Origin of the sequence: Streptomyces sp. D2-8 (genome assembly GCF_023184515.1) — a bacterium.
In the GTDB taxonomy this organism is placed as follows: Bacteria; Actinomycetota; Actinomycetes; order Streptomycetales; family Streptomycetaceae; genus Streptomyces.
The window spans coordinates 69,672-86,744 of record NZ_JAAHBP010000014.1; the positions used below are offsets into that span (position 1 = coordinate 69,672).

The window sequence follows — 17,073 nt, forward strand, 5'->3', positions numbered from 1 at the left end:
TACTGCCTAGCGTGCCCAGTGACCGATCGGCCCTGCCTTCGTTCCCCCGCACGGGGGATGGCACGGGAACTACGGATCTGAACCGAGGTGTACGCGCATGGAGGCCCCGCCGGACAACGACGTGCTCTGGGCACGCGCCCTGCACTTCCAGCACGACGACGGCTCGCCCGCGCTCTGCGGCGTCTCGCTCGGCGTGCGCGAGGGCGAGATCCTCGCCATCGGCGGACCGCGCGGCAGCGGCAAGACGACCCTGCTGCGATGCCTGTCCGGCATGGTGCCCGTCCGCCGCGGCGAGGTCTGGTTCAACAGCGTGCCCGTCCACACCATGGGCCCCCTCACCCGCGAGCGGCTGCGCCGCGACCGCTTCGGCTGGATCGACCCGTCCCCCGCCCTGGTCCCGGAGCTCAACGCCTGGGAGAACACCGCCCTGCCGCTGATGCTGCGCGGCACCAGCCGGCGCCGCGCCAAGACCGCGGCCCTGGAGTGGCTGGAGCGCCTGGACATCGGCGACAGCGCCCGCAAACGGCCGCACCAGCTGGTGCAGGCCGAGCGTCAGCGGGTCTGCATCGCCCGCGCCCTCGCCCCCGCGCCCTCGGTCCTGTTCGCCGACGAGCCCACGGCGCCGCTGCACCGGGCCGACCGCGCCCATGTGCTGCGCACCCTCACCACGGCGGCCCGCTCCCACCGCATCACCGTCGTCCTGGCCACCCACGACGCGGAGACCGCGGCCCTCGCCGACCGCACGGTGTCCCTGCTCGACGGGCGGCGCGTGCAGACGGTGCACCTGCCGCCGGTCGCCGAGACCAGCGAGCCGGAAGGCCGGGCCGCGTGCTCGCTCTCCGTCTGACCCGCGGCGCCCACCCCGCCGTCCAGCTGCGCCGCCTGATGGTCGCGGCGGCCTCGGCGGGCACGGGCTTCCTGCTGCTCTGCGCCCTGGGCTACGCGCTGGGCCACCCCGGCTCCCCCGGCGCCGCCGCGCTGCGGCTGGCCTGGTGCGCGGCCCCGCTGGCCGCCACGGTGTACTTCGCGGTCGCGGTGGCCCGTACCGACCCCGGCACCAAGCCCCGCGCGGGCCTCTCGGCGATCGGTCTCGGCCCGGTGCGCATGATGGCCGTGTCGGCGACGACGACGGCCCTGTCCGGCACGCTGGGCTCGATGCTGGCCCTGCTCGTCTTCCTGCACCTGCGGGGCGACGTGACGGGCATGCCCTTCGACGGCGTCGCCGCCGAGTCCCTCGCCGCGGGCCGGCCCCTCCCGCTGCCGGGCGCCCTGACCCTGCTGGCGCTCGTGCCCGTCGGCGCGTCGGTGGCGGTGGCGCTGGCCCTGCGGCCGCGCGAGGCGAGGCCCGCCGGGCCCCGGGCTGGCCGGATGTACGGCCGCTTCGGCGCCTACCGGCGCACCAGCACCCGCGAGACCTTCGGGGCGTACGGCCGGTTCGGCCGGCAGATCATCCGGCCGGCGGACGGCCGTCCCGCCGGGCCCGCCGCGAAGAGCGGCCCGCCGGCGGCCCGGACGAGCGGGTCGGCCTCGGCGGCGGTCGCGGGTCCCGGCGGGACCGTGAGCGCGGTCGCGGACCCCGCTCACCTGCCCGGGGCGCACCCGGGCGCCATGGACCGGGGCGTGGACGTCACTGGGCCCGGCGCCCCGCACCCGGCCTCACCGGAGGCGACGGGCGAGAAGGGCCCGGCCGGCGATCCCGCCCGGTGGCTCAGCCCGCGCGCGGCGGCGCCGGACGCGGCCGGCGCCATCAGCCCCGCCGGGGCCCTGGCACAGCACCCTGACTCGCCCGCCGCGGCACCGAGCACCGCCGACGACGACTCAGCCCCCGACGCGGCCCTGCCGGACACCATCGCCGCCCCCTCCGGTCTCCCGTGGGGCATCACCCTGCTGGCCGCGGGCCTCGCCGTGGAGAGCTACACGAGCCGCACCGCCCCCACAGCACCCGACCTCTCCTTCTCCGGCGCGTCCCCCGGCGTGATGGCGGGCTGGGCGCTGGCCGCCGTCGGCCTGGCCCTGGCCGGGCCGGGCCTGACCCACCTGTGCGGACGGCTGCTCCAGTCGGCCCGCCCCGGCGCCCTGCGGCTCCTGGCCGGCCGCATCCTCATGGCGGAGGCCGTCCGCATCGGACGTCCCCTGGGCGTCGTCTGCGCGGTCCTGTCCGCCGCGTGGGCCATGGCGCTGCTGCACGCCCCGGACGGACTCGCGCTGGGCCCGCTCACCACCCTCGGCGTGCTCGTCGTGGCCGGCTGCACCACGGCGACGCTCCTCACGGCCGCCGTCGAGGCCCGGCAGTCCCGCGCCGGCACCACCGCCGCACTGCTGCGCCTCGGCGCCCCCGCCACGATGCTGCGCAGCGCCGCCGCTCTCCGCGCGGGCGCGCTGCTCGCCCTGTTCGGTCCGCTCGCCCTGACGGTCGCGGAACTGGCGGCGCTGCCCCTGGCACGCTGAGCCGCGCGGCCGCCGGAAAACTCGTACGAGAAAAATCTCCGTACGGCGATGAGTTCCGGACCGGCGCCCGGTCTATCCCGCGTAACGACACGGACTTGATGGGAGAGACCTCACATGTACCAGCAGATGATCTTCGTGAACCTGTGCACCGGCGACCTCGGCGCCTCGAAGAAGTTCTTCACGGAGCTGGGCTTCACGATCAACGAGCAGTTCAGCGACGACACGACCGCCTCGGTCGTCATCAGCGAGACCATCGTGGTGATGGTGCACACCAAGGACAAGTACTCCCAGTTCACGAAGAAGGAGATCGCGGACTCGACGACGACCAGCGAGGTGCTGGTCGCACTGAGCGCCGAGAGCCGCGAGAAGGTCGACGAGCTGGTCGAGAAGGCGGTCGCGGCGGGCGGTTCCGTCTCGGGCGAGACCCAGGACCACGGCTTCATGTACGGCCGCGCCTTCGACGACGTGGACGGCCACACCTTCGAGGTCGTGTGGATGGACCCCGCGGCCGTCGAGGGCTGAGATGCGCTGTGCCAGCATGGGCGGGTGCAGACGATGCCCGCCCATGCGGCCCACCACGACGACCGTGAGATAGAGACCCTCGAGGAGTTCGACGCGACCGTCTCGGCGCGCGGCACCCTCGCCGGACACCGCGTCCAGGCCGTCGATCTGACGGACCGTACGCGCGAACTGCTCGCCACGGACACCGCGGGCGCCGTCTTCCTCGGCTGCGTGATGCGCGAGGACGCGGCCTCGAAGGTCCGCGGTGACGGCGCCCAGGTCTTCCCGCCGGTCCCGGGCCTGCCGTTCGACCCGTACCGCGGCCTGGTCTACTCGCCGGACGAACTCTTCGCGTCGCTGGCCGACGGCTACGAGGCCACGCCCGACGCCCTCGCCTACGCCTGGTTCCAGCGCACGAAGGCGGACCGCGACATCTACGCGTCCATGCTCCGTTCGGTCCACGACGACTCCGTATCGGACGCGCTCGACGAACTCCTGTCCGGCGCCCGGGTCGTGGGCGTCATGGGCGGCCACGCGATGGCCCGCGGCACCGAGGAGTACGCCGGCGCCGCACGGCTCGGCCGGGAGCTGGCCCTCGCCGGCTTCACGATCGCCACCGGCGGCGGCCCGGGCGCCATGGAGGCCGCGAATCTCGGCGCGTACGCCGCCCCGTTCGACGACGAGATGCTCACCGAGTCGCTCGAACTCCTCGGCAAGACACCGCACTTCACCCCGTCGATCACCCAGTGGGCCTCGGCCGCCCTCGAGATACGCGCCCGCTGGCCGCAGGGTGGCCGTTCGGTGGGCATCCCGACCTGGTTCTACGGCCACGAGCCCCCGAACGCCTTCGCCTCCCACATCGCCAAGTACTTCGCCAACGCCACCCGCGAGGACGGCCTGCTGGCCCGGTCCAACGCGGGTGTGGTGTTCCTGCCGGGCGCCGCCGGGACGGTACAGGAGATCTTCGACAACGCGACGCCCAACTACTACGAGTCGCGCGGCGAGCCGACGCCGATGGTGCTGGTGAACCGCGTGCACTGGACGGAGAAGCTGCCCGCGTGGCCGCTGCTCCGGTCGCTCGCCGGGGGACGTTCGATGGAGGCGCGCATCGCGCTGGTCGAGCGGATCGAGGAGGCGCCGGCGGCGTTGAAACGTCTCGGTGGTTAATAAGAAGGCAAAGCAAGTGCTTGCAAGCTGCATATGCGTTGACACTACTTATGCAGCGCTTATAGACCTGTGAGCCTCACGGTAGTGCTGATGTTCAGTCAACACTGCCTCAGCCCCCCGCTTTAGCAATCCTGTAAAGGACAAACGTGGCAGTTCTGTCCGTATCCCGCCGCGCACGTGCCGTGCGCGTCCTCGGTGTCGTCTCCGCCTCGGCCGCGCTCGCGCTCGGCACCGCCGGCAACGCGCTCGCCTGCGACATCAGCGAGTTCTCCGCCGAGGCGAAGTGCGACGGCGACAAGGGCGTCATCACCGTCACCGACGTGGACCCCGCCGGCATCCCGGCGACGGTCACCGTGTACCTCGAGAACAACGGCGCCGACGTGAAGAAGATCGGCGAGCAGGTGGTCAAGGGCTCGCGCGAGGGCACCACCATCACCTTCGCCGAGAAGTGGAAGCCGAACGCCGAGTACCGCATCCACGTCAAGGCCGCCGGCTACGTCGACGAGGACATCAAGCCGAACCTCGTCACCCCGGCCACGGCCTGCAAGAAGGAGGAGGAGCCCCCGGCTTCGACTCCCCCGGCGACGCCGACGCCTTCGGCCTCCCCGTCGAAGCCGGCCGAGGAGACCGAGACCCCGGCTCCGGAGCCGTCGGAGAGCCAGAGCACCTCGCCGGCGGCCAACGCGCCCGCCCCGGCCGGTGACTCCAACCTCGCCGAGACCGGTGCCAACTCCAACACCGGCATCATCGCCGGCATCGCGGCGGCCCTGGTCGTCGTCGGTGGCGGTGCGGTGTTCTTCGGCATGCGCCGTCGCGGGGCGAACAACGACAGCTGACGCCTGCGCACCACGTGACGTGGCCCGTCCCCTGATCCGGGGGCGGGCCACGTCCCGTCTCACCCGAACGTCGCCCGCCGCAGCCAGAACTCCAGCAGCTCCCGGTCGCCGAGCACTTCCAGTTCCCGGGCGTCCAGGGGCAGCCGGCGGTAGAACGCGAGCAGCACGGACGTGAGCGGTCCGCGCAGGGCGACCGTGGCCTTCTCGTGGCCCCTGCGCCAGGTGACCCCGTCCTCGGTGAGTTCGACGAGCCACTCGGCGTCGAAGCCGGGTCCGGTGTCGGTGGCGTGCAGATGGATGGTGCGGCCCGGGCCGCGCAGCTCGCTCACCTCGTCGTGCGGCACGGTCCGCTGCACGAACTCCACGATCTGCAGCCACTCATCGATCGCGTCGGCGGCCACCTCGGGCGCGACCTCGTAGGGCAGTCCCGCGGCGAGGGTGGCGTCCGCGCGGTGCACGGTGATCTCGTGCGTCATCCGGCGGGCCCAGAAACCGGAGTTGAGGACGCCCGCCCAGCTCCACACCTTCGTGTCCGGCCCGGCCTCCCGCAGCGACGCGACGGCCTGCTCGCCGCTCTCCGCCAGCCACGCGTCCAGTGCGGCGGCGTCACCCCGGGCCCCGGGCCCGGCGAAGCCCGGCACCCGCTCCTCGGGCACCTCCTCCTGGGCCCGGGTCCGCACGATGAACTCCACCCAGCGCAGGGCACGGCCCATGTGCCGGACCAGGTCCTCCAGCGACCAGTCCGGGCAGGTCGGCACCGTGCCGGACAGCTCGGCGCCGGACGTCACCACGCTTCTCAACTGAGCGACCTGGTGGGCGATTTCATCGCAGTAGCGATCATGTGCGAGCAGCGTCATGCCCCGCACCTTAAGCGGCAGCCGATCAGTCGAGCACCACGATTTCGGCCGCGTCGAACTCCACGCCCACCTCGTCCCCGGCCTCCGGCGCCGCCCGCAGCGCGCACGCCGCCTCCAGGTGCGGGGCGTCCTGAGGCTGGAGGCGCACGGCGACATGGGTGCCCTTGAAGGTGCGCGCGGTCACCGTGCAGCGCAGGCCCGAGTCGGCGGACACCAGGCGCACTCCGGCGGGCCGCACCAGCAGGGTCCGTGTGCCCTGCGGGGCGCCCTCCGGCACCGGCACCTTGCCCCACGGCGTGTCCGCGGCCTCGGCCCCGACCGTCGCCTCGACCACGTTCTCGAAGCCGAGGAAGCGGGCGACGAACGCGTCGGCGGGCCGCTGCCACACCTCAAGGGGCGTACCGGACTGGGCGATCCGCCCGTCCCGCATCACCACGACCCGGTCGGCCAGCGCGAAGGCCTCCCCCTGGTCGTGGGTCACGGCGAGCACGGTCGTGCCCAACCGACCGAACAGTTCCCTCAGTTCGACGACCAGCCGCTCCCTCAGCGACCGGTCGAGCTGCCCCAGCGGCTCGTCCAGCATCAGCAGCCGGGGGCTCGGTGCGAGGGCCCGGGCCAGCGCGACGCGCTGCTGCTCCCCGCCGGACAGCGCGGCGACGGCCCGGCGGCCCGCACCCGGCAGTCCCACGAGGTCCAGCAACTCCTGGACCCGCTCGACCTGTTGCCGCTTCGGCTCACCGCGCATCCGCAGCCCGAACGCCACGTTGCCGCCCACGTCGCGCTGCGGGAACAACTGGTGGTCCTGGAACATCAGGCCGACCCCGCGCCTGTGCGCGGGCACGCCCGCCTGGTCGCGCCCGTCGAGCAGCACCCGCCCGGAGCCGAGCGGCTGCAGCCCGGCCACAGCCCGCAGCAAGGTCGACTTGCCACTGCCGCTGGGTCCGAGCACGCACACGATCTCGTGCTCGGCGACCTCCAGATCGACGGCGTCCAGTACGACACGCCCGCCGAAGCGGACCGTCGCGCCCTGCAGAGCGAGCAGCATCAGAACTCCCCCGTCCGGTCCGTACGGAGCCTCTCCAGCACCAGCAGGGCCACCGCGCACACCACCATGAGAATCGTCGAAAGGGCCATCGCCTGGCCGTAGTTGAGGTCACCGGGCCGCCCGAGCAGCCGGGCCACGGCCACCGGCAGCGTCGGCCGGTCGGGCCGTGCGATGAACACCGTCGCGCCGAACTCCCCGAGGGACACGGCGAAGGCGAACCCGGCCGCGATCAGCAGCGCCCGCCGCACCATCGGCAGGTCCACCTCCCGCCACACCCGCCAGGGCGAGGCCCCCAGCACCGAGGCCGTCTCCCGCAGCCGCGCGTCCACCGCCCGCAGCACGGGCAGCATGGTCCGTACCACGAACGGCACCCCGACCAGCGCCTGCGCGAGCGGCACCAGGATCCAGGAGGACCTGAGGTCCAGCGGCGGCTCGTCGAGGGCGATCAGGAACCCGAAGCCGACGGTCACCGCGGACACCCCGAGCGGCAGCATCAGCAGCGCGTCGAAGCCGCGCACGAACCGCCCGGCGTCCCGGCGGGTGAGCGCTGCCGCGGCCAGACCCCCGATCACCACGGCGATGAGTGTGGCGGCGACGGCGTACGACAGGGAATTGCCGATCGCCTCGATCGGCGGGACCAGGAACACTCCCCCGTCCTCGCTGGTCAGCGCCCGGTAGTAGCCGAAGCCCGGCGCGCCCAGGGACCGCTGCACCAGCACGGCCAGCGGCAGCACGAGCAGCACGGCGACGGTGACGAGCACCCCGCCCAGCAGCGCCCACTGCCCCGCGCCGCGCGGCCGGCGCCCGGTCACGGACGCGTCCACCAGCCGCAGCGCGGTCTCCCGCCGCCGCACGCTCCAGGCGTGCAGGGCGAGGATCGCGCCCACCGCGACGAACTGGATCAGGGTCAGCACGGCCGCCGTGGACAGGTCGAAGATCTCCGACGTCTGCCGGTAGATCTCCACCTCCAGGGTGGAGAAGGTGGGCCCGCCGAGGATCTGCACGACACCGAAGGAGGTGAAGGTGAACAGGAAGACCATGAGCGAGGCGGCGGCCACGGCCGGGGCGAGGGCGGGCAGTGTGACCTGCCGCCAGGCCTTCAGCCCGGACGCCCCGAGCATCCGCGCGGCCTCCTCCTGCCGGGGGTCGAGCTGCGCCCAGAGCCCGCCGACGGTCCGGACGACGACCGCGTAGTTGAAGAAGACGTGCGCGAGCAGGATCGCCCACACGGTGGTGTCCAGGCGTACGCCCCACAGCTCGTCGAGCAGCCCGCCCCGCCCCACCAGTGCCAGGAACGCCGTACCGACGACGACCGTCGGCAGCACGAACGGGACGGTCACCACCGCCCGCAGGACCTGCTTGCCGGGGAAGTCGAAGCGCGCGAAGACATACGCGCCGGGCAGCGCGACGAGCAGTGTGAGCGCGGTGGAGGCCAGCGCCTGCCAGGTGGTGAACCACAGCACGTGCCGGACGTCGGACTGCGCCAGCACCTCCCCGATCCGCCCGAGGTGCCAGGTCCCGTCGGCCTTCAGGCCGCGCGCGACGATCGCGGCGACGGGGTAGGCGAAGAAGACCGCGAAGAACGCGACGGGCGCGGCCAGCAGACCGAACCGCGCCGCCGCGCCCCGCTTCCGAGCGGCTACTTCAGTACGAGTGAGGTCCACGACTTGACCCACTGGTCACGGTGGTCGGCGATCTTCGCCGGGTCCATGGTCTCCGGGTCCTTCGCCTGCGGCCCGTACTTCACGAACTCCGGCGGCACCTGGGCGCCCTCGCGCACCGGGTACACGAACATGTTCATGGGCATGTCCTCCTGGAACCGCTGCGTGAGCAGGAAGTCCAGGAACGCCTTGCCGCCCTTGGTGTTCTTCGCGTTGCTGAGCAGGCCCGCGTACTCGACCTGCCGGAAGCAGGTGCCCTCGGCGACCCCGGTCGGCGCCGTACTCGGCTTCGGGTCGGTGAAGACGACCTCGGCGGGCGGCGAGGAGGCGTACGACACGACGAGCGGCCGGTCGCCCTTGGCCTTCTTGCCGCCGGCCGAGCCGGAGAACTCCTCGTTGTAGGCCTGCTCCCAGCCGTCGACGACCTTCACGCCGTTGGCCTTGAGCTTCTTCCAGTAGCTCTCCCAGCCCTCGTCTCCGTACTTCGCGGCGGTGCCGAGCAGGAAGCCGAGGCCGGGCGAGGAGGCGGAGGCGTTCTCGGTGACCAGGAGGTTCTTGTACTGCGGCTTGATCAGGTCGTCGAAGCTCTTCGGCGGCTCCAGCTTGTGGTCGGCGAAGTACTTCTTGTCGTAGTTGACACAGATGTCGCCGGTGTCGACGGGCGTGACCCGGTGCTTGTCCTGGTCGGCGCGGTACTCCGGCAGGATCAGGTCGGAGTCCTTCGGCTCGTACGGCTGGAACAGGCCGTTGTCGAGGGCGCGGGACAGCAGTGTGTTGTCGACGCCGAAGAAGACGTCGCCCTGCGGGTTGTCCTTGGTCAGGATGGCCTTGTTCACGGCCTGCCCGGCATCGCCGTCCTTCAGGACATCGACCTTGTAGCCGGACTGCTTCTCGAAGGCCGCGATGACGTCCTTGGACGCGGCCCACGAGTCGTGGCTGACGAGCGTCACGGTCTTGGAGTCGCCGGACCCCTGGCCGCTGTCGGACGACCCGCACGCGGCGAGCGTGCCGACCAGGCCGAGCCCGACGACCACAGCCGTCAGCCGCTTCTTGTTGTTGCTCACTGGATTCCTCCTGGATGACCAGGAGAAGACGCGGCCCCGCCCGGGAACTCAGAGGATCCCGGGCAGGGCGCAACAGCTCGAGTGATGACCGATCTCCCTACCCAGAATGACCTGGGCCAGGTTCGGAGGGTCTGCGGCCGTGTGCCGCACTCTCAGCGCTGTGGCGCTCCCCTGTCGGAATATGCAGGTGTCGGATATGCGGATGTTCTTACGCCGGTCAGACTACCGCTCGGTGGCCGCGAGCTGACCACACGCCCCGTCGATCTCCTGACCACGGGTGTCCCGGATCGTCACCGGCACACCATGGGCGGCGATCGCCTCCACGAACGCCTTCTCGTCCTCGGGCCGCGAGGCGGTCCACTTCGACCCCGGCGTCGGGTTCAGCGGGATGAGATTGACGTGCACGGGCTTGCCCTTGAGCAGCCGCCCGAGCCGGTCACCGCGCCACGCCTGGTCGTTGATGTCCCGGATCAGCGCGTACTCGATGGACAGCCGCCGCCCGGACTTGGCGCTGTACTCGAAGCCGGCGTCCAGCACCTCCCGGACCTTCCAGCGCGTGTTCACGGGCACGAGGGTGTCGCGGAGCTCGTCGTCGGGAGCGTGCAGCGAGATGGCGAGGCGGCACTTGAAGCCCTCGTCGGCGAACCGGTGGATGGCGGGGACGAGCCCGACCGTCGAGACGGTGATGCCGCGCTGCGAGAGCCCCAGCCCGTCGGGCTCGGGGTCGGTGAGCCGCCGGATGGAGCCGATGACCCGGTTGTAGTTGGCGAGCGGTTCGCCCATGCCCATGAAGACGATGTTGCTGAGCCGCGCGGGACCGCCGGGGACCTCTCCGTCCCGCAGCGCCCGCATGCCGTCCACGATCTGGTGCACGATCTCGGCCGTGGACAGGTTCCGGTCCAGCCCGGCCTGCCCGGTCGCGCAGAACGGACAGTTCATGCCGCATCCCGCCTGCGAGCTGATGCACATGGTCACGCGGTCCGGGTAGCGCATCAGCACGGACTCGACGAGCGTCCCGTCGAACAGCCGCCACAGCGTCTTGCGGGTGGTGCCCTGGTCGGTCGACAAATGCCGCACGACGGTCATCAGCTCGGGCAGCAGCGCTTCCTGGAGCCGCCCCCGGGCACCGGCCGGAATGTCGGTCCACTGCTCCGGATCATGCGCGTACCGCGCGAAGTAGTGCTGCGAGAGCTGCTTGGCACGAAACGGCTTCTCCCCGACAGCGGCAACGGCCTCCTTGCGCTCGGCAGGAGTGAGATCGGCGAGATGCCGCGGCGGCTTCTTGGCTCCGCGCGGGGCTACGAAAGTGAGTTCTCCGGGTGCAGGCATAACTCTCCCAGTGTGGCAGATCAACTCCGGGAGCCCAGGCGAGAGTGGGGTGGGGGCGGTCACCCGTGGGCGGTGTATGTCTGCGTTGGCCGGCTTCGCGCGACCCAGGACGGCCCAGGGGCGCATGCCGGCATACTCCGACGGTGGATCTGACCGCGGACTTGGACCTTGACGGCCGACGGCTGCGAGCGCTGACCCCGGACGACGCCCCCCTCTCGGCTGGGATTGCGTTGCGCGCGGTGCGGGTCCTGACGGAGTGGGCGCACAGGGATGCCGGAGTACCGCGCCTGTGGCTGGAGATCGATCCGGACAACGTCGGCTCGCAGCGGCTCGCGTCCAGGGCCGGCTACCGCCTGGAGAAGCGGCTGCCTCGACATTGCCGCTCGTGGGTGCGCGACGACCCGGCGGACCACGTGTGGCACGACTGCCTTGTCCGGGGTCACGTCGGGCCCTGCGCCACCGGCAGCCGAACGCCGTCACCTCTGGCGCCAGAAGGTGCCTCGCGTGCGGCCAAGAGCCCTGACAGCCCAGGGAGGTTCCCCCGGCGGCGCTGAGGAAAGCCGACGGTGCCGCCGGGGCGGGGACGCCCTACTCGCCCGTGTGTTCCAGCCGGTCCTTGAGGAGCTGCTCGTTGCGCGGGAGTTCCCTGCGGACCTGGGGGCGTACAACGAGGGGGACCATGACCTTGCCCATGCCGTGGCCCTCGAAGTCGATGTCGATCGTGACGTGCGAGCGGCGGCCCTCGTCATAGGGCTCGACCTCGCCGTGCACCTGGGCCCGGACGGGGCCGTCGACGCCGCGCATGCCCCAGCTGTGCGGCGGGTCGTACTCGGTGACCTCCATGGTCATCGGCATGAGACGGCGGCCGACGTGGCGGGTCACGCGGACCTTGGTGCCGACGCCGACCGGCCCCTCGTCGAGGCGCTCCGCGGACACGGCGCTCAGCTGCCACTCCGGCATGCGCTGAGCGTCCATGAGGTACTGGTAGACCTCCTCGGGACGGCGATCGACATCGATGCTCTCTCGGATGATGGCCATGATGGCCTCCTTTGGGAGGTACACCTGAATCGTCCCACTTCACTCCCCCGGGCGTCTCCCCGAGACGACAGTGAGCTCCCGCCCAGCAGGACGGGAGCTCACTGACGAAGACGGCCGGTTCAGCCGGAGCCGACGAAGAGCACGAGCAGCAGCCACACCACCGGAGCCGTGGGCAGCAGCGAGTCGAGCCGGTCCATGATGCCGCCGTGACCCGGCAGCAGCGTGCCCATGTCCTTGATGCCGAGGTCCCGCTTGATCATGGACTCGCCGAGGTCGCCGAGCGTGGCGGTGACCGCGACCGCGAGGCCCAGCACCAGGCCCTGCCACCAGGCACCGTCGTCGATGAGGAACTGCATGCACAGTGCCCCCGCGACCATGGCGAAGGAGACCGCGCCGAGCAGGCCCTCGCGGGTCTTGCCGGGGCTGATGCGCGGGGCGAGCTTGTGCCGGCCGAACCGCCAGCCGACGGCGTAGGCCCCGGTGTCGCTGACGACCGTGAGCAGCAGGAAGGTGAGCACCCGCTGCGCCCCGTCGTCCGCGGTCAGCATCATCGCGACGAAGGTCGCGAGGAACGGCACGTAGAACGCCGCGAAGACGCCCGCGGTGACGTCCCTCAGGTAGCCCTCGGGCGGTTCGGTCATGCGCCAGACCAGGACCGCCAGTGCCGTGAGCGCCATCGCCACCCACGCGCCCTCGGCGCCCCGGACGTACCCGGCGACGACCATCGCGGCACCGCCGAGCGCGAGCGGCACGAGGGGCGCGCGGATGCCCTTGCGTTCCTCCAGCCGCTTGGTCAGCTCCCACAGGCCCACCACCACGGCCACCGCCACGACGCCGACGAAGACGGCCTTGACGACGAACAGCGACGCGACGATCACCGCACCGAGCCCGACACCGACCCCTATCGCGGCACTCAGGTCGCGGCCCGCGCTCTTCTTCGGCGGCTTGGGGGCCGGCTGCGAGGCGTCGGGCATGGGCTCCGGATTCGTGTCGTTTCGGACCGGGGGGGCGCTCAGCCGAGCAGCCCCCCGGTCGTCATCCTGGTTTCCGCCGAAGTCGGTCACGTCAGGCACGATGGGCATGGGGCGAGTCTGAGGCGCTTCATACGCATCGTATGCGGGACCCGCCGGGGCGGCCCCCTGGACGTGCCCGTGGCCTTGGCCCCGGACGTGCCCGTGACCATGCCCTTGGTCGGTGGGCCCCCAGTACCCGGCCTGTGGCGGCGCCCCCCAGGAAGAGTCGTTCATCAGACCTCGAGCAGCTCCGCTTCCTTGTGCTTCAGGAGCTCGTCCACCTGCGCGACGTACTTCGCGGTGGTGTCGTCGAGCTCCTTCTCCGCACGGCGGCCCTCGTCCTCACCGACCTCGCCGTCCTTGATCAGCTTGTCGATGGCTTCCTTGGCCTTGCGGCGCACGGAGCGAATCGAGATCTTCGCGTCCTCGCCCTTGCTCTTGGCGACCTTGATGTACTCGCGGCGGCGCTCCTCGGTGAGCTCGGGGAACACCACCCGGATGATGTTGCCGTCGTTGCTCGGGTTGACGCCCAGGTCGGAGTCGCGGATCGCCTGCTCGATGTTGCGCAGCGCGCTCTTGTCGAAGGGGGTCACCACGGCCATACGCGGCTCGGGCACGGAGAACGAGGCCAGCTGGTTGATCGGCGTCAGCGCGCCGTAATAGTCAGCCACGATCTTGTTGAACATCGCCGGGTGCGCACGGCCGGTGCGGATCGCGGCGAAGTCCTCCTTGGCGACCACGACGGCCTTCTCCATCTTCTCCTCGGCCTCGAGGAGGGTCTCTTCGATCACCACTTGCTCCTGCGTGTCTTGAGTAGGCCCGGCTGCGGTTCCATGTGGAGCGGCGGCCGGCTGCGTCGCGTCTTCTTCCTGCACGGTTCCCGACCGGCGGGACATTGTCCATCCCCCGGCCCGGCTCCGTCCCGTCCGTCCCCCGGACGGGGTGGTACCCGGGGTGTCAGTCCCGGCTGCCGGGGTCCCCCACCAGCGTGCCGATCTTCTCACCCTTGACGGCGCGTGAGATGTTGCCCTCCGCCAGCAGCTCGAAGACCACGATCGGGAGCTTGTTGTCGCGGCACAGCGTCACGGCCGTTGCGTCGGCGACCTTCAGATCGCGCGTGATGACCTCGCCGTAGCCGAGGTGATCGAACTTCACCGCGTCCGGGTTGGTCTTGGGGTCGGAGTCGTAGACCCCGTCCACGCCGTTCTTGCCCATCAGCAGCGCCTCGGCGTCGATCTCCAGGGCGCGCTGGGCGGCGGTGGTGTCGGTGGAGAAGTACGGCATGCCCATCCCGGCGCCGAAGATGACCACACGGCCCTTCTCCAGGTGCCGCACGGCGCGCAGCGGGATGTACGGCTCGGCGACCTGACCCATGGTGATGGCGGTCTGCACCCGGCAGTCCACGCCGACCTTCTCCAGGAAGTCCTGGAGGGCGAGGCAGTTCATGACGGTGCCGAGCATGCCCATGTAGTCGGAGCGGGCCCGGTCCATGCCGCGCTGCTGGAGTTCGGCGCCGCGGAAGAAGTTGCCACCGCCGATGACGATCGCGATCTCCGCGCCGTCGCGTACCACGGCCGCGATCTCGCGGGCGATCTTGTGCACCACGTCGGGGTCGACGCCAAGGCCGCCGCCACCGGAGAATGCCTCTCCGGACAGCTTCAGCAGAAACCGGCCGCGCACTTTGCCGTCGTCGCTCTTCTGGGCCTTGGTGGTCATGGGGGATCCCGCCTCTTTCACGTGTTGCACATACCAAGAAGGCCATTGCCGGTGGGGCGTGTTTCGCATCCCATACGGCAATGGCCTCCTCGTCAGATCTGCTGTCGTCCGCCACTCATGTGACGGCGCACGCGGACGACTGCTGTCGACCCTATCGGGGTCGGGCGTCGATCGCGGTACGGACTCAGATGCCGACCTTGATGCGCGTGAAGCGCTTCAGGGTGACACCGGCCTCGTCCAGAACCTTCTGGACCGACTTCTTGTTGTCGAGCGCGTACGGCTGGCCGAGCAGCGTGGCGTCCTTGAAGAAGCCGTTGAGGCGACCCTCGACGATCTTCGGCAGGGCGGCCTCGGGCTTGCCCTCGGCGCGGGTGGTCTCCTCGGCGACGCGGCGCTCGGACTCGACGACCTCGGCCGGGACGTCCTCCTTGGAGAGGTACTTCGGCGCGAAGGCGGCGATGTGCTGGGCGACGCCCTTGGCGATCTCCGCGTTCGGCTTGTCCAGCTCGACGAGGACGCCGATCTGCGGGGGCAGGTCGGGCATCGTGCGGTGCATGTACGCCGTCACGAAGCCGTCGGCGTACTGCGCGAAGCGGTCCAGGACGATCTTCTCGCCCAGGTTGGCGTTGGCCTCGTCGACGAACGCCTGGACGGTCTTGCCGGCCTCGATCTCGGAGGCGAGCAGGGCCTCGAGGTCGGCCGGGGAGGTCTTGGCGACGTGCTCGGCGATGGTCTTGGCCACGGCCTGGAACTTGTCACCCTTGGCGACGAAGTCCGTCTCGCACTTCAGCTCGACCAGGACACCGGAGGAGTTGTCGTCGGCGATGATCGAGACCACGGCGCCGTTCTCGGCGGAGCGGCCCTCGCGCTTGGCGACGCCCTTCTGGCCCTTGATGCGGAGCGCCTCGACGGCCTTCTCGACGTTGCCCTCGGCCTCGTCCAGCGCCTTCTTGCAGTCCATCATGCCGGCGCCCGTGAGCTCACGGAGCTTCTTGACGTCGGCGGCGGTGTAGTTCGCCATGAGTCTGTGAATCTCTCTCGAAGTCTGGAAGATCGACGATCTGCGGATGCGCCCCATGGAACCGGGGGACGCTGTCCTTCCGCTGACCTACGGGTCAACGGCGGGAGCGGACTTCACCGCGCCGAAGGCGCTATGGATGGAGTGCCGCTCCCGCCGTCAACTCGGACTGACGGGTCAGGCCTGCTCGGCCTCGGCGGCCTTCTCGCCCTCGGCCGGCTTCTCGGCCTCGGCCTCGGCGGCCGGAGCGGCCTCGGCGGCCGGAGCGGCCTCAGCAGCGGGGGCGGCCTCAGCAGCGGGGGCGGCCTCGTCGGCGGGGGCGGCCTCGTCGGCCTTCTTCTCGCCCTCGAGCAGGTCGCGCTCCCACTCGGCCAGCGGCTCGCCCGCGGCCTTCTCGCCCTTGCCCTCGGTGGCGACACCGGAGCGGGAGATGAGGCCCTCGGCGACCGCGTCGGCGATCACACGGGTGAGCAGCGTGACGGAGCGGATCGCGTCGTCGTTGCCCGGGATCTTGTAGTCGACCTCGTCGGGGTCGCAGTTGGTGTCGAGGATCGCGACGACCGGAATGTTCAGCTTCCGGGCCTCACCAACCGCGATGTGCTCCTTCTTGGTGTCCACGATCCAGACGGCGCTGGGCACCTTGGACATCTCGCGGATACCACCGAGGGTCTTCTCCAGCTTGGCCTTCTCGCGCGAGAGCACGAGAAGCTCCTTCTTGGTCAGACCGGACGCGGCGACGTCCTCGAAGTCGATCTGCTCGAGCTCCTTGAGGCGCTGCAGACGCTTGTAGACGGTCGAGAAGTTGGTGAGCATGCCGCCCAGCCAGCGCTGGTTGACGTAGGGCATGCCGACGCGGGTGGCCTGCTCGGCGATGGCCTCCTGCGCCTGCTTCTTCGTGCCGACGAACATGACCGTGCCGCCGTGGGCGACGGTCTCCTTGACGAACTCGTAGGCGCGGTCGATGTACGACAGCGACTGGAGCAGGTCGATGATGTAGATGCCGTTGCGCTCCGTGAAGATGAAGCGCTTCATCTTCGGGTTCCAACGACGGGTCTGGTGACCGAAGTGGACGCCGCTCTCCAGCAGCTCCCGCATCGTGACGACGGCCATGGCCGTATCTCCTTGTGCTTCTCGGTTGTGCCGCGGATGCCGGACGGCTTCCGCGCCTGACGCCCACTGCGCGCCGTTCCACGAGGGACCGAGGGGCGCTGATACGGCCCGTTGCCGGGGTTCGTATCGGGGCGTGCGAAGTCGACCTGAAGACTCAGGTCGCCACCAGAAGTGTACGGGACCCGCGGGGTGCCGGGTGACGCCGTCGTCCACAACCGGGCACCCGCCCACAGCCGTGAGCGGCGACGCCGGCCATTCGGAACGCTGTCC

The 17,073-nt window shown here is 70.9% G+C and carries 17 protein-coding genes and 1 riboswitch; of the genes, 6 read left to right on the forward strand and 11 right to left on the reverse strand.

Translation table 11 applies throughout. The features are described from left to right. Nucleotides 1-97 precede the first annotated feature (97 nt). The 5 genes from G3I77_RS24285 to G3I77_RS24305 all read left to right on the forward strand — a co-directional run bounded on the left by G3I77_RS24285 (nt 98) and on the right by G3I77_RS24305 (nt 4,952). Complete coding sequence (locus tag G3I77_RS24285) at nt 98-847, forward strand: ABC transporter ATP-binding protein (protein ID WP_248507132.1); 750 nt, start codon at nt 98-100, stop codon at nt 845-847. Continuing rightward, a complete protein-coding gene (locus tag G3I77_RS24290) occupies nt 829-2,448 on the forward strand; it encodes a hypothetical protein (protein WP_248507133.1) in 1,620 nt (539 codons plus the stop codon). Before G3I77_RS24285 ends, G3I77_RS24290 begins: the two co-directional genes overlap by 19 nt. Before the next feature lie 114 nt (nt 2,449-2,562). Next, complete coding sequence (locus tag G3I77_RS24295) at nt 2,563-2,970, forward strand: VOC family protein (RefSeq protein WP_248507134.1); 408 nt, start codon at nt 2,563-2,565, stop codon at nt 2,968-2,970. Between the two features lie 24 nt (nt 2,971-2,994). Next, on the forward strand, nt 2,995-4,116 hold the full coding sequence (locus G3I77_RS24300) for an LOG family protein (RefSeq protein WP_248507135.1): 1,122 nt from the start codon (nt 2,995-2,997) through the stop codon (nt 4,114-4,116). Nucleotides 4,117-4,271: 155 nt separating this feature from the next. Then, nucleotides 4,272-4,952, forward strand: a complete 681-nt coding sequence (locus tag G3I77_RS24305) for an LAETG motif-containing sortase-dependent surface protein (protein ID WP_248507357.1) — start codon at nt 4,272-4,274, stop codon at nt 4,950-4,952. 59 nt (nt 4,953-5,011) lie between these two features. Here the strand turns inward: G3I77_RS24305 and G3I77_RS24310 are convergent, their stop codons facing one another. The 5 genes from G3I77_RS24310 to rlmN form a co-directional block, all read right to left on the reverse strand. Then, the gene (locus G3I77_RS24310; RefSeq protein WP_248507136.1) at nt 5,012-5,809 is read right to left on the reverse strand and encodes a maleylpyruvate isomerase family mycothiol-dependent enzyme; all 798 of its coding nucleotides are present in this window, start codon (nt 5,807-5,809) and stop codon (nt 5,012-5,014) included. Nucleotides 5,810-5,834: 25 nt separating this feature from the next. Continuing rightward, nucleotides 5,835-6,854, reverse strand: a complete 1,020-nt coding sequence (locus tag G3I77_RS24315) for an ABC transporter ATP-binding protein (protein ID WP_248507138.1) — start codon at nt 6,852-6,854, stop codon at nt 5,835-5,837. Continuing rightward, nucleotides 6,854-8,455: an iron ABC transporter permease gene (locus G3I77_RS24320; protein ID WP_248507359.1), complete on the reverse strand. Its 1,602-nt coding sequence runs from the start codon at nt 8,453-8,455 to the stop codon at nt 6,854-6,856. The genes G3I77_RS24315 and G3I77_RS24320 overlap by 1 nt, the downstream gene beginning before the upstream one ends. A 38-nt stretch (nt 8,456-8,493) precedes the next feature. Continuing rightward, nucleotides 8,494-9,579: a thiamine ABC transporter substrate-binding protein gene (locus tag G3I77_RS24325; RefSeq protein WP_248507140.1), complete on the reverse strand. Its 1,086-nt coding sequence runs from the start codon at nt 9,577-9,579 to the stop codon at nt 8,494-8,496. A gap of 76 nt (nt 9,580-9,655) precedes the next feature. After that, a riboswitch (TPP riboswitch) is annotated at nt 9,656-9,762 on the reverse strand. A 39-nt stretch (nt 9,763-9,801) separates the two neighbouring features. Continuing rightward, nucleotides 9,802-10,908: a 23S rRNA (adenine(2503)-C(2))-methyltransferase RlmN gene (rlmN, locus tag G3I77_RS24330; RefSeq protein ID WP_161368217.1), complete on the reverse strand. Its 1,107-nt coding sequence runs from the start codon at nt 10,906-10,908 to the stop codon at nt 9,802-9,804. Between the two features lie 143 nt (nt 10,909-11,051). On the opposite strand from rlmN, the gene G3I77_RS41260 reads away from it, so the two are divergent. Further along, the gene (locus G3I77_RS41260) at nt 11,052-11,462 is read left to right on the forward strand and encodes a GNAT family N-acetyltransferase (protein WP_374386486.1); all 411 of its coding nucleotides are present in this window, start codon (nt 11,052-11,054) and stop codon (nt 11,460-11,462) included. 34 nt (nt 11,463-11,496) lie between these two features. Here the strand turns inward: G3I77_RS41260 and G3I77_RS24335 are convergent, their stop codons facing one another. From G3I77_RS24335 to rpsB, 6 genes are all read right to left on the reverse strand, one after another. Beyond that, nucleotides 11,497-11,946 (reverse strand): SRPBCC family protein, encoded by a 450-nt coding sequence (locus G3I77_RS24335; protein ID WP_248507142.1) that lies wholly within the window; start codon nt 11,944-11,946, stop codon nt 11,497-11,499. Nucleotides 11,947-12,065: 119 nt separating this feature from the next. Then, the gene (locus G3I77_RS24340; RefSeq protein ID WP_248507144.1) at nt 12,066-13,193 is read right to left on the reverse strand and encodes a phosphatidate cytidylyltransferase; all 1,128 of its coding nucleotides are present in this window, start codon (nt 13,191-13,193) and stop codon (nt 12,066-12,068) included. Beyond that, nucleotides 13,193-13,750, reverse strand: coding sequence for a ribosome recycling factor (gene frr, locus G3I77_RS24345; RefSeq protein WP_248507146.1), 558 nt, complete (start codon nt 13,748-13,750; stop codon nt 13,193-13,195). The genes G3I77_RS24340 and frr overlap by 1 nt, the downstream gene beginning before the upstream one ends. 166 nt (nt 13,751-13,916) lie before the next feature. Further along, on the reverse strand, nt 13,917-14,675 hold the full coding sequence (gene pyrH, locus G3I77_RS24350) for a UMP kinase (protein ID WP_248507148.1): 759 nt from the start codon (nt 14,673-14,675) through the stop codon (nt 13,917-13,919). A 184-nt stretch (nt 14,676-14,859) separates the two neighbouring features. After that, nucleotides 14,860-15,696 carry a translation elongation factor Ts gene (gene tsf / locus G3I77_RS24355; protein ID WP_031103424.1) on the reverse strand — a complete coding sequence of 279 codons (837 nt, stop codon included), beginning with the start codon at nt 15,694-15,696 and terminating at the stop codon, nt 14,860-14,862. 174 nt (nt 15,697-15,870) lie between these two features. Further along, nucleotides 15,871-16,803 carry a 30S ribosomal protein S2 gene (gene rpsB / locus G3I77_RS24360; RefSeq protein WP_248507150.1) on the reverse strand — a complete coding sequence of 311 codons (933 nt, stop codon included), beginning with the start codon at nt 16,801-16,803 and terminating at the stop codon, nt 15,871-15,873. Nucleotides 16,804-17,073 lie beyond the last annotated feature (270 nt).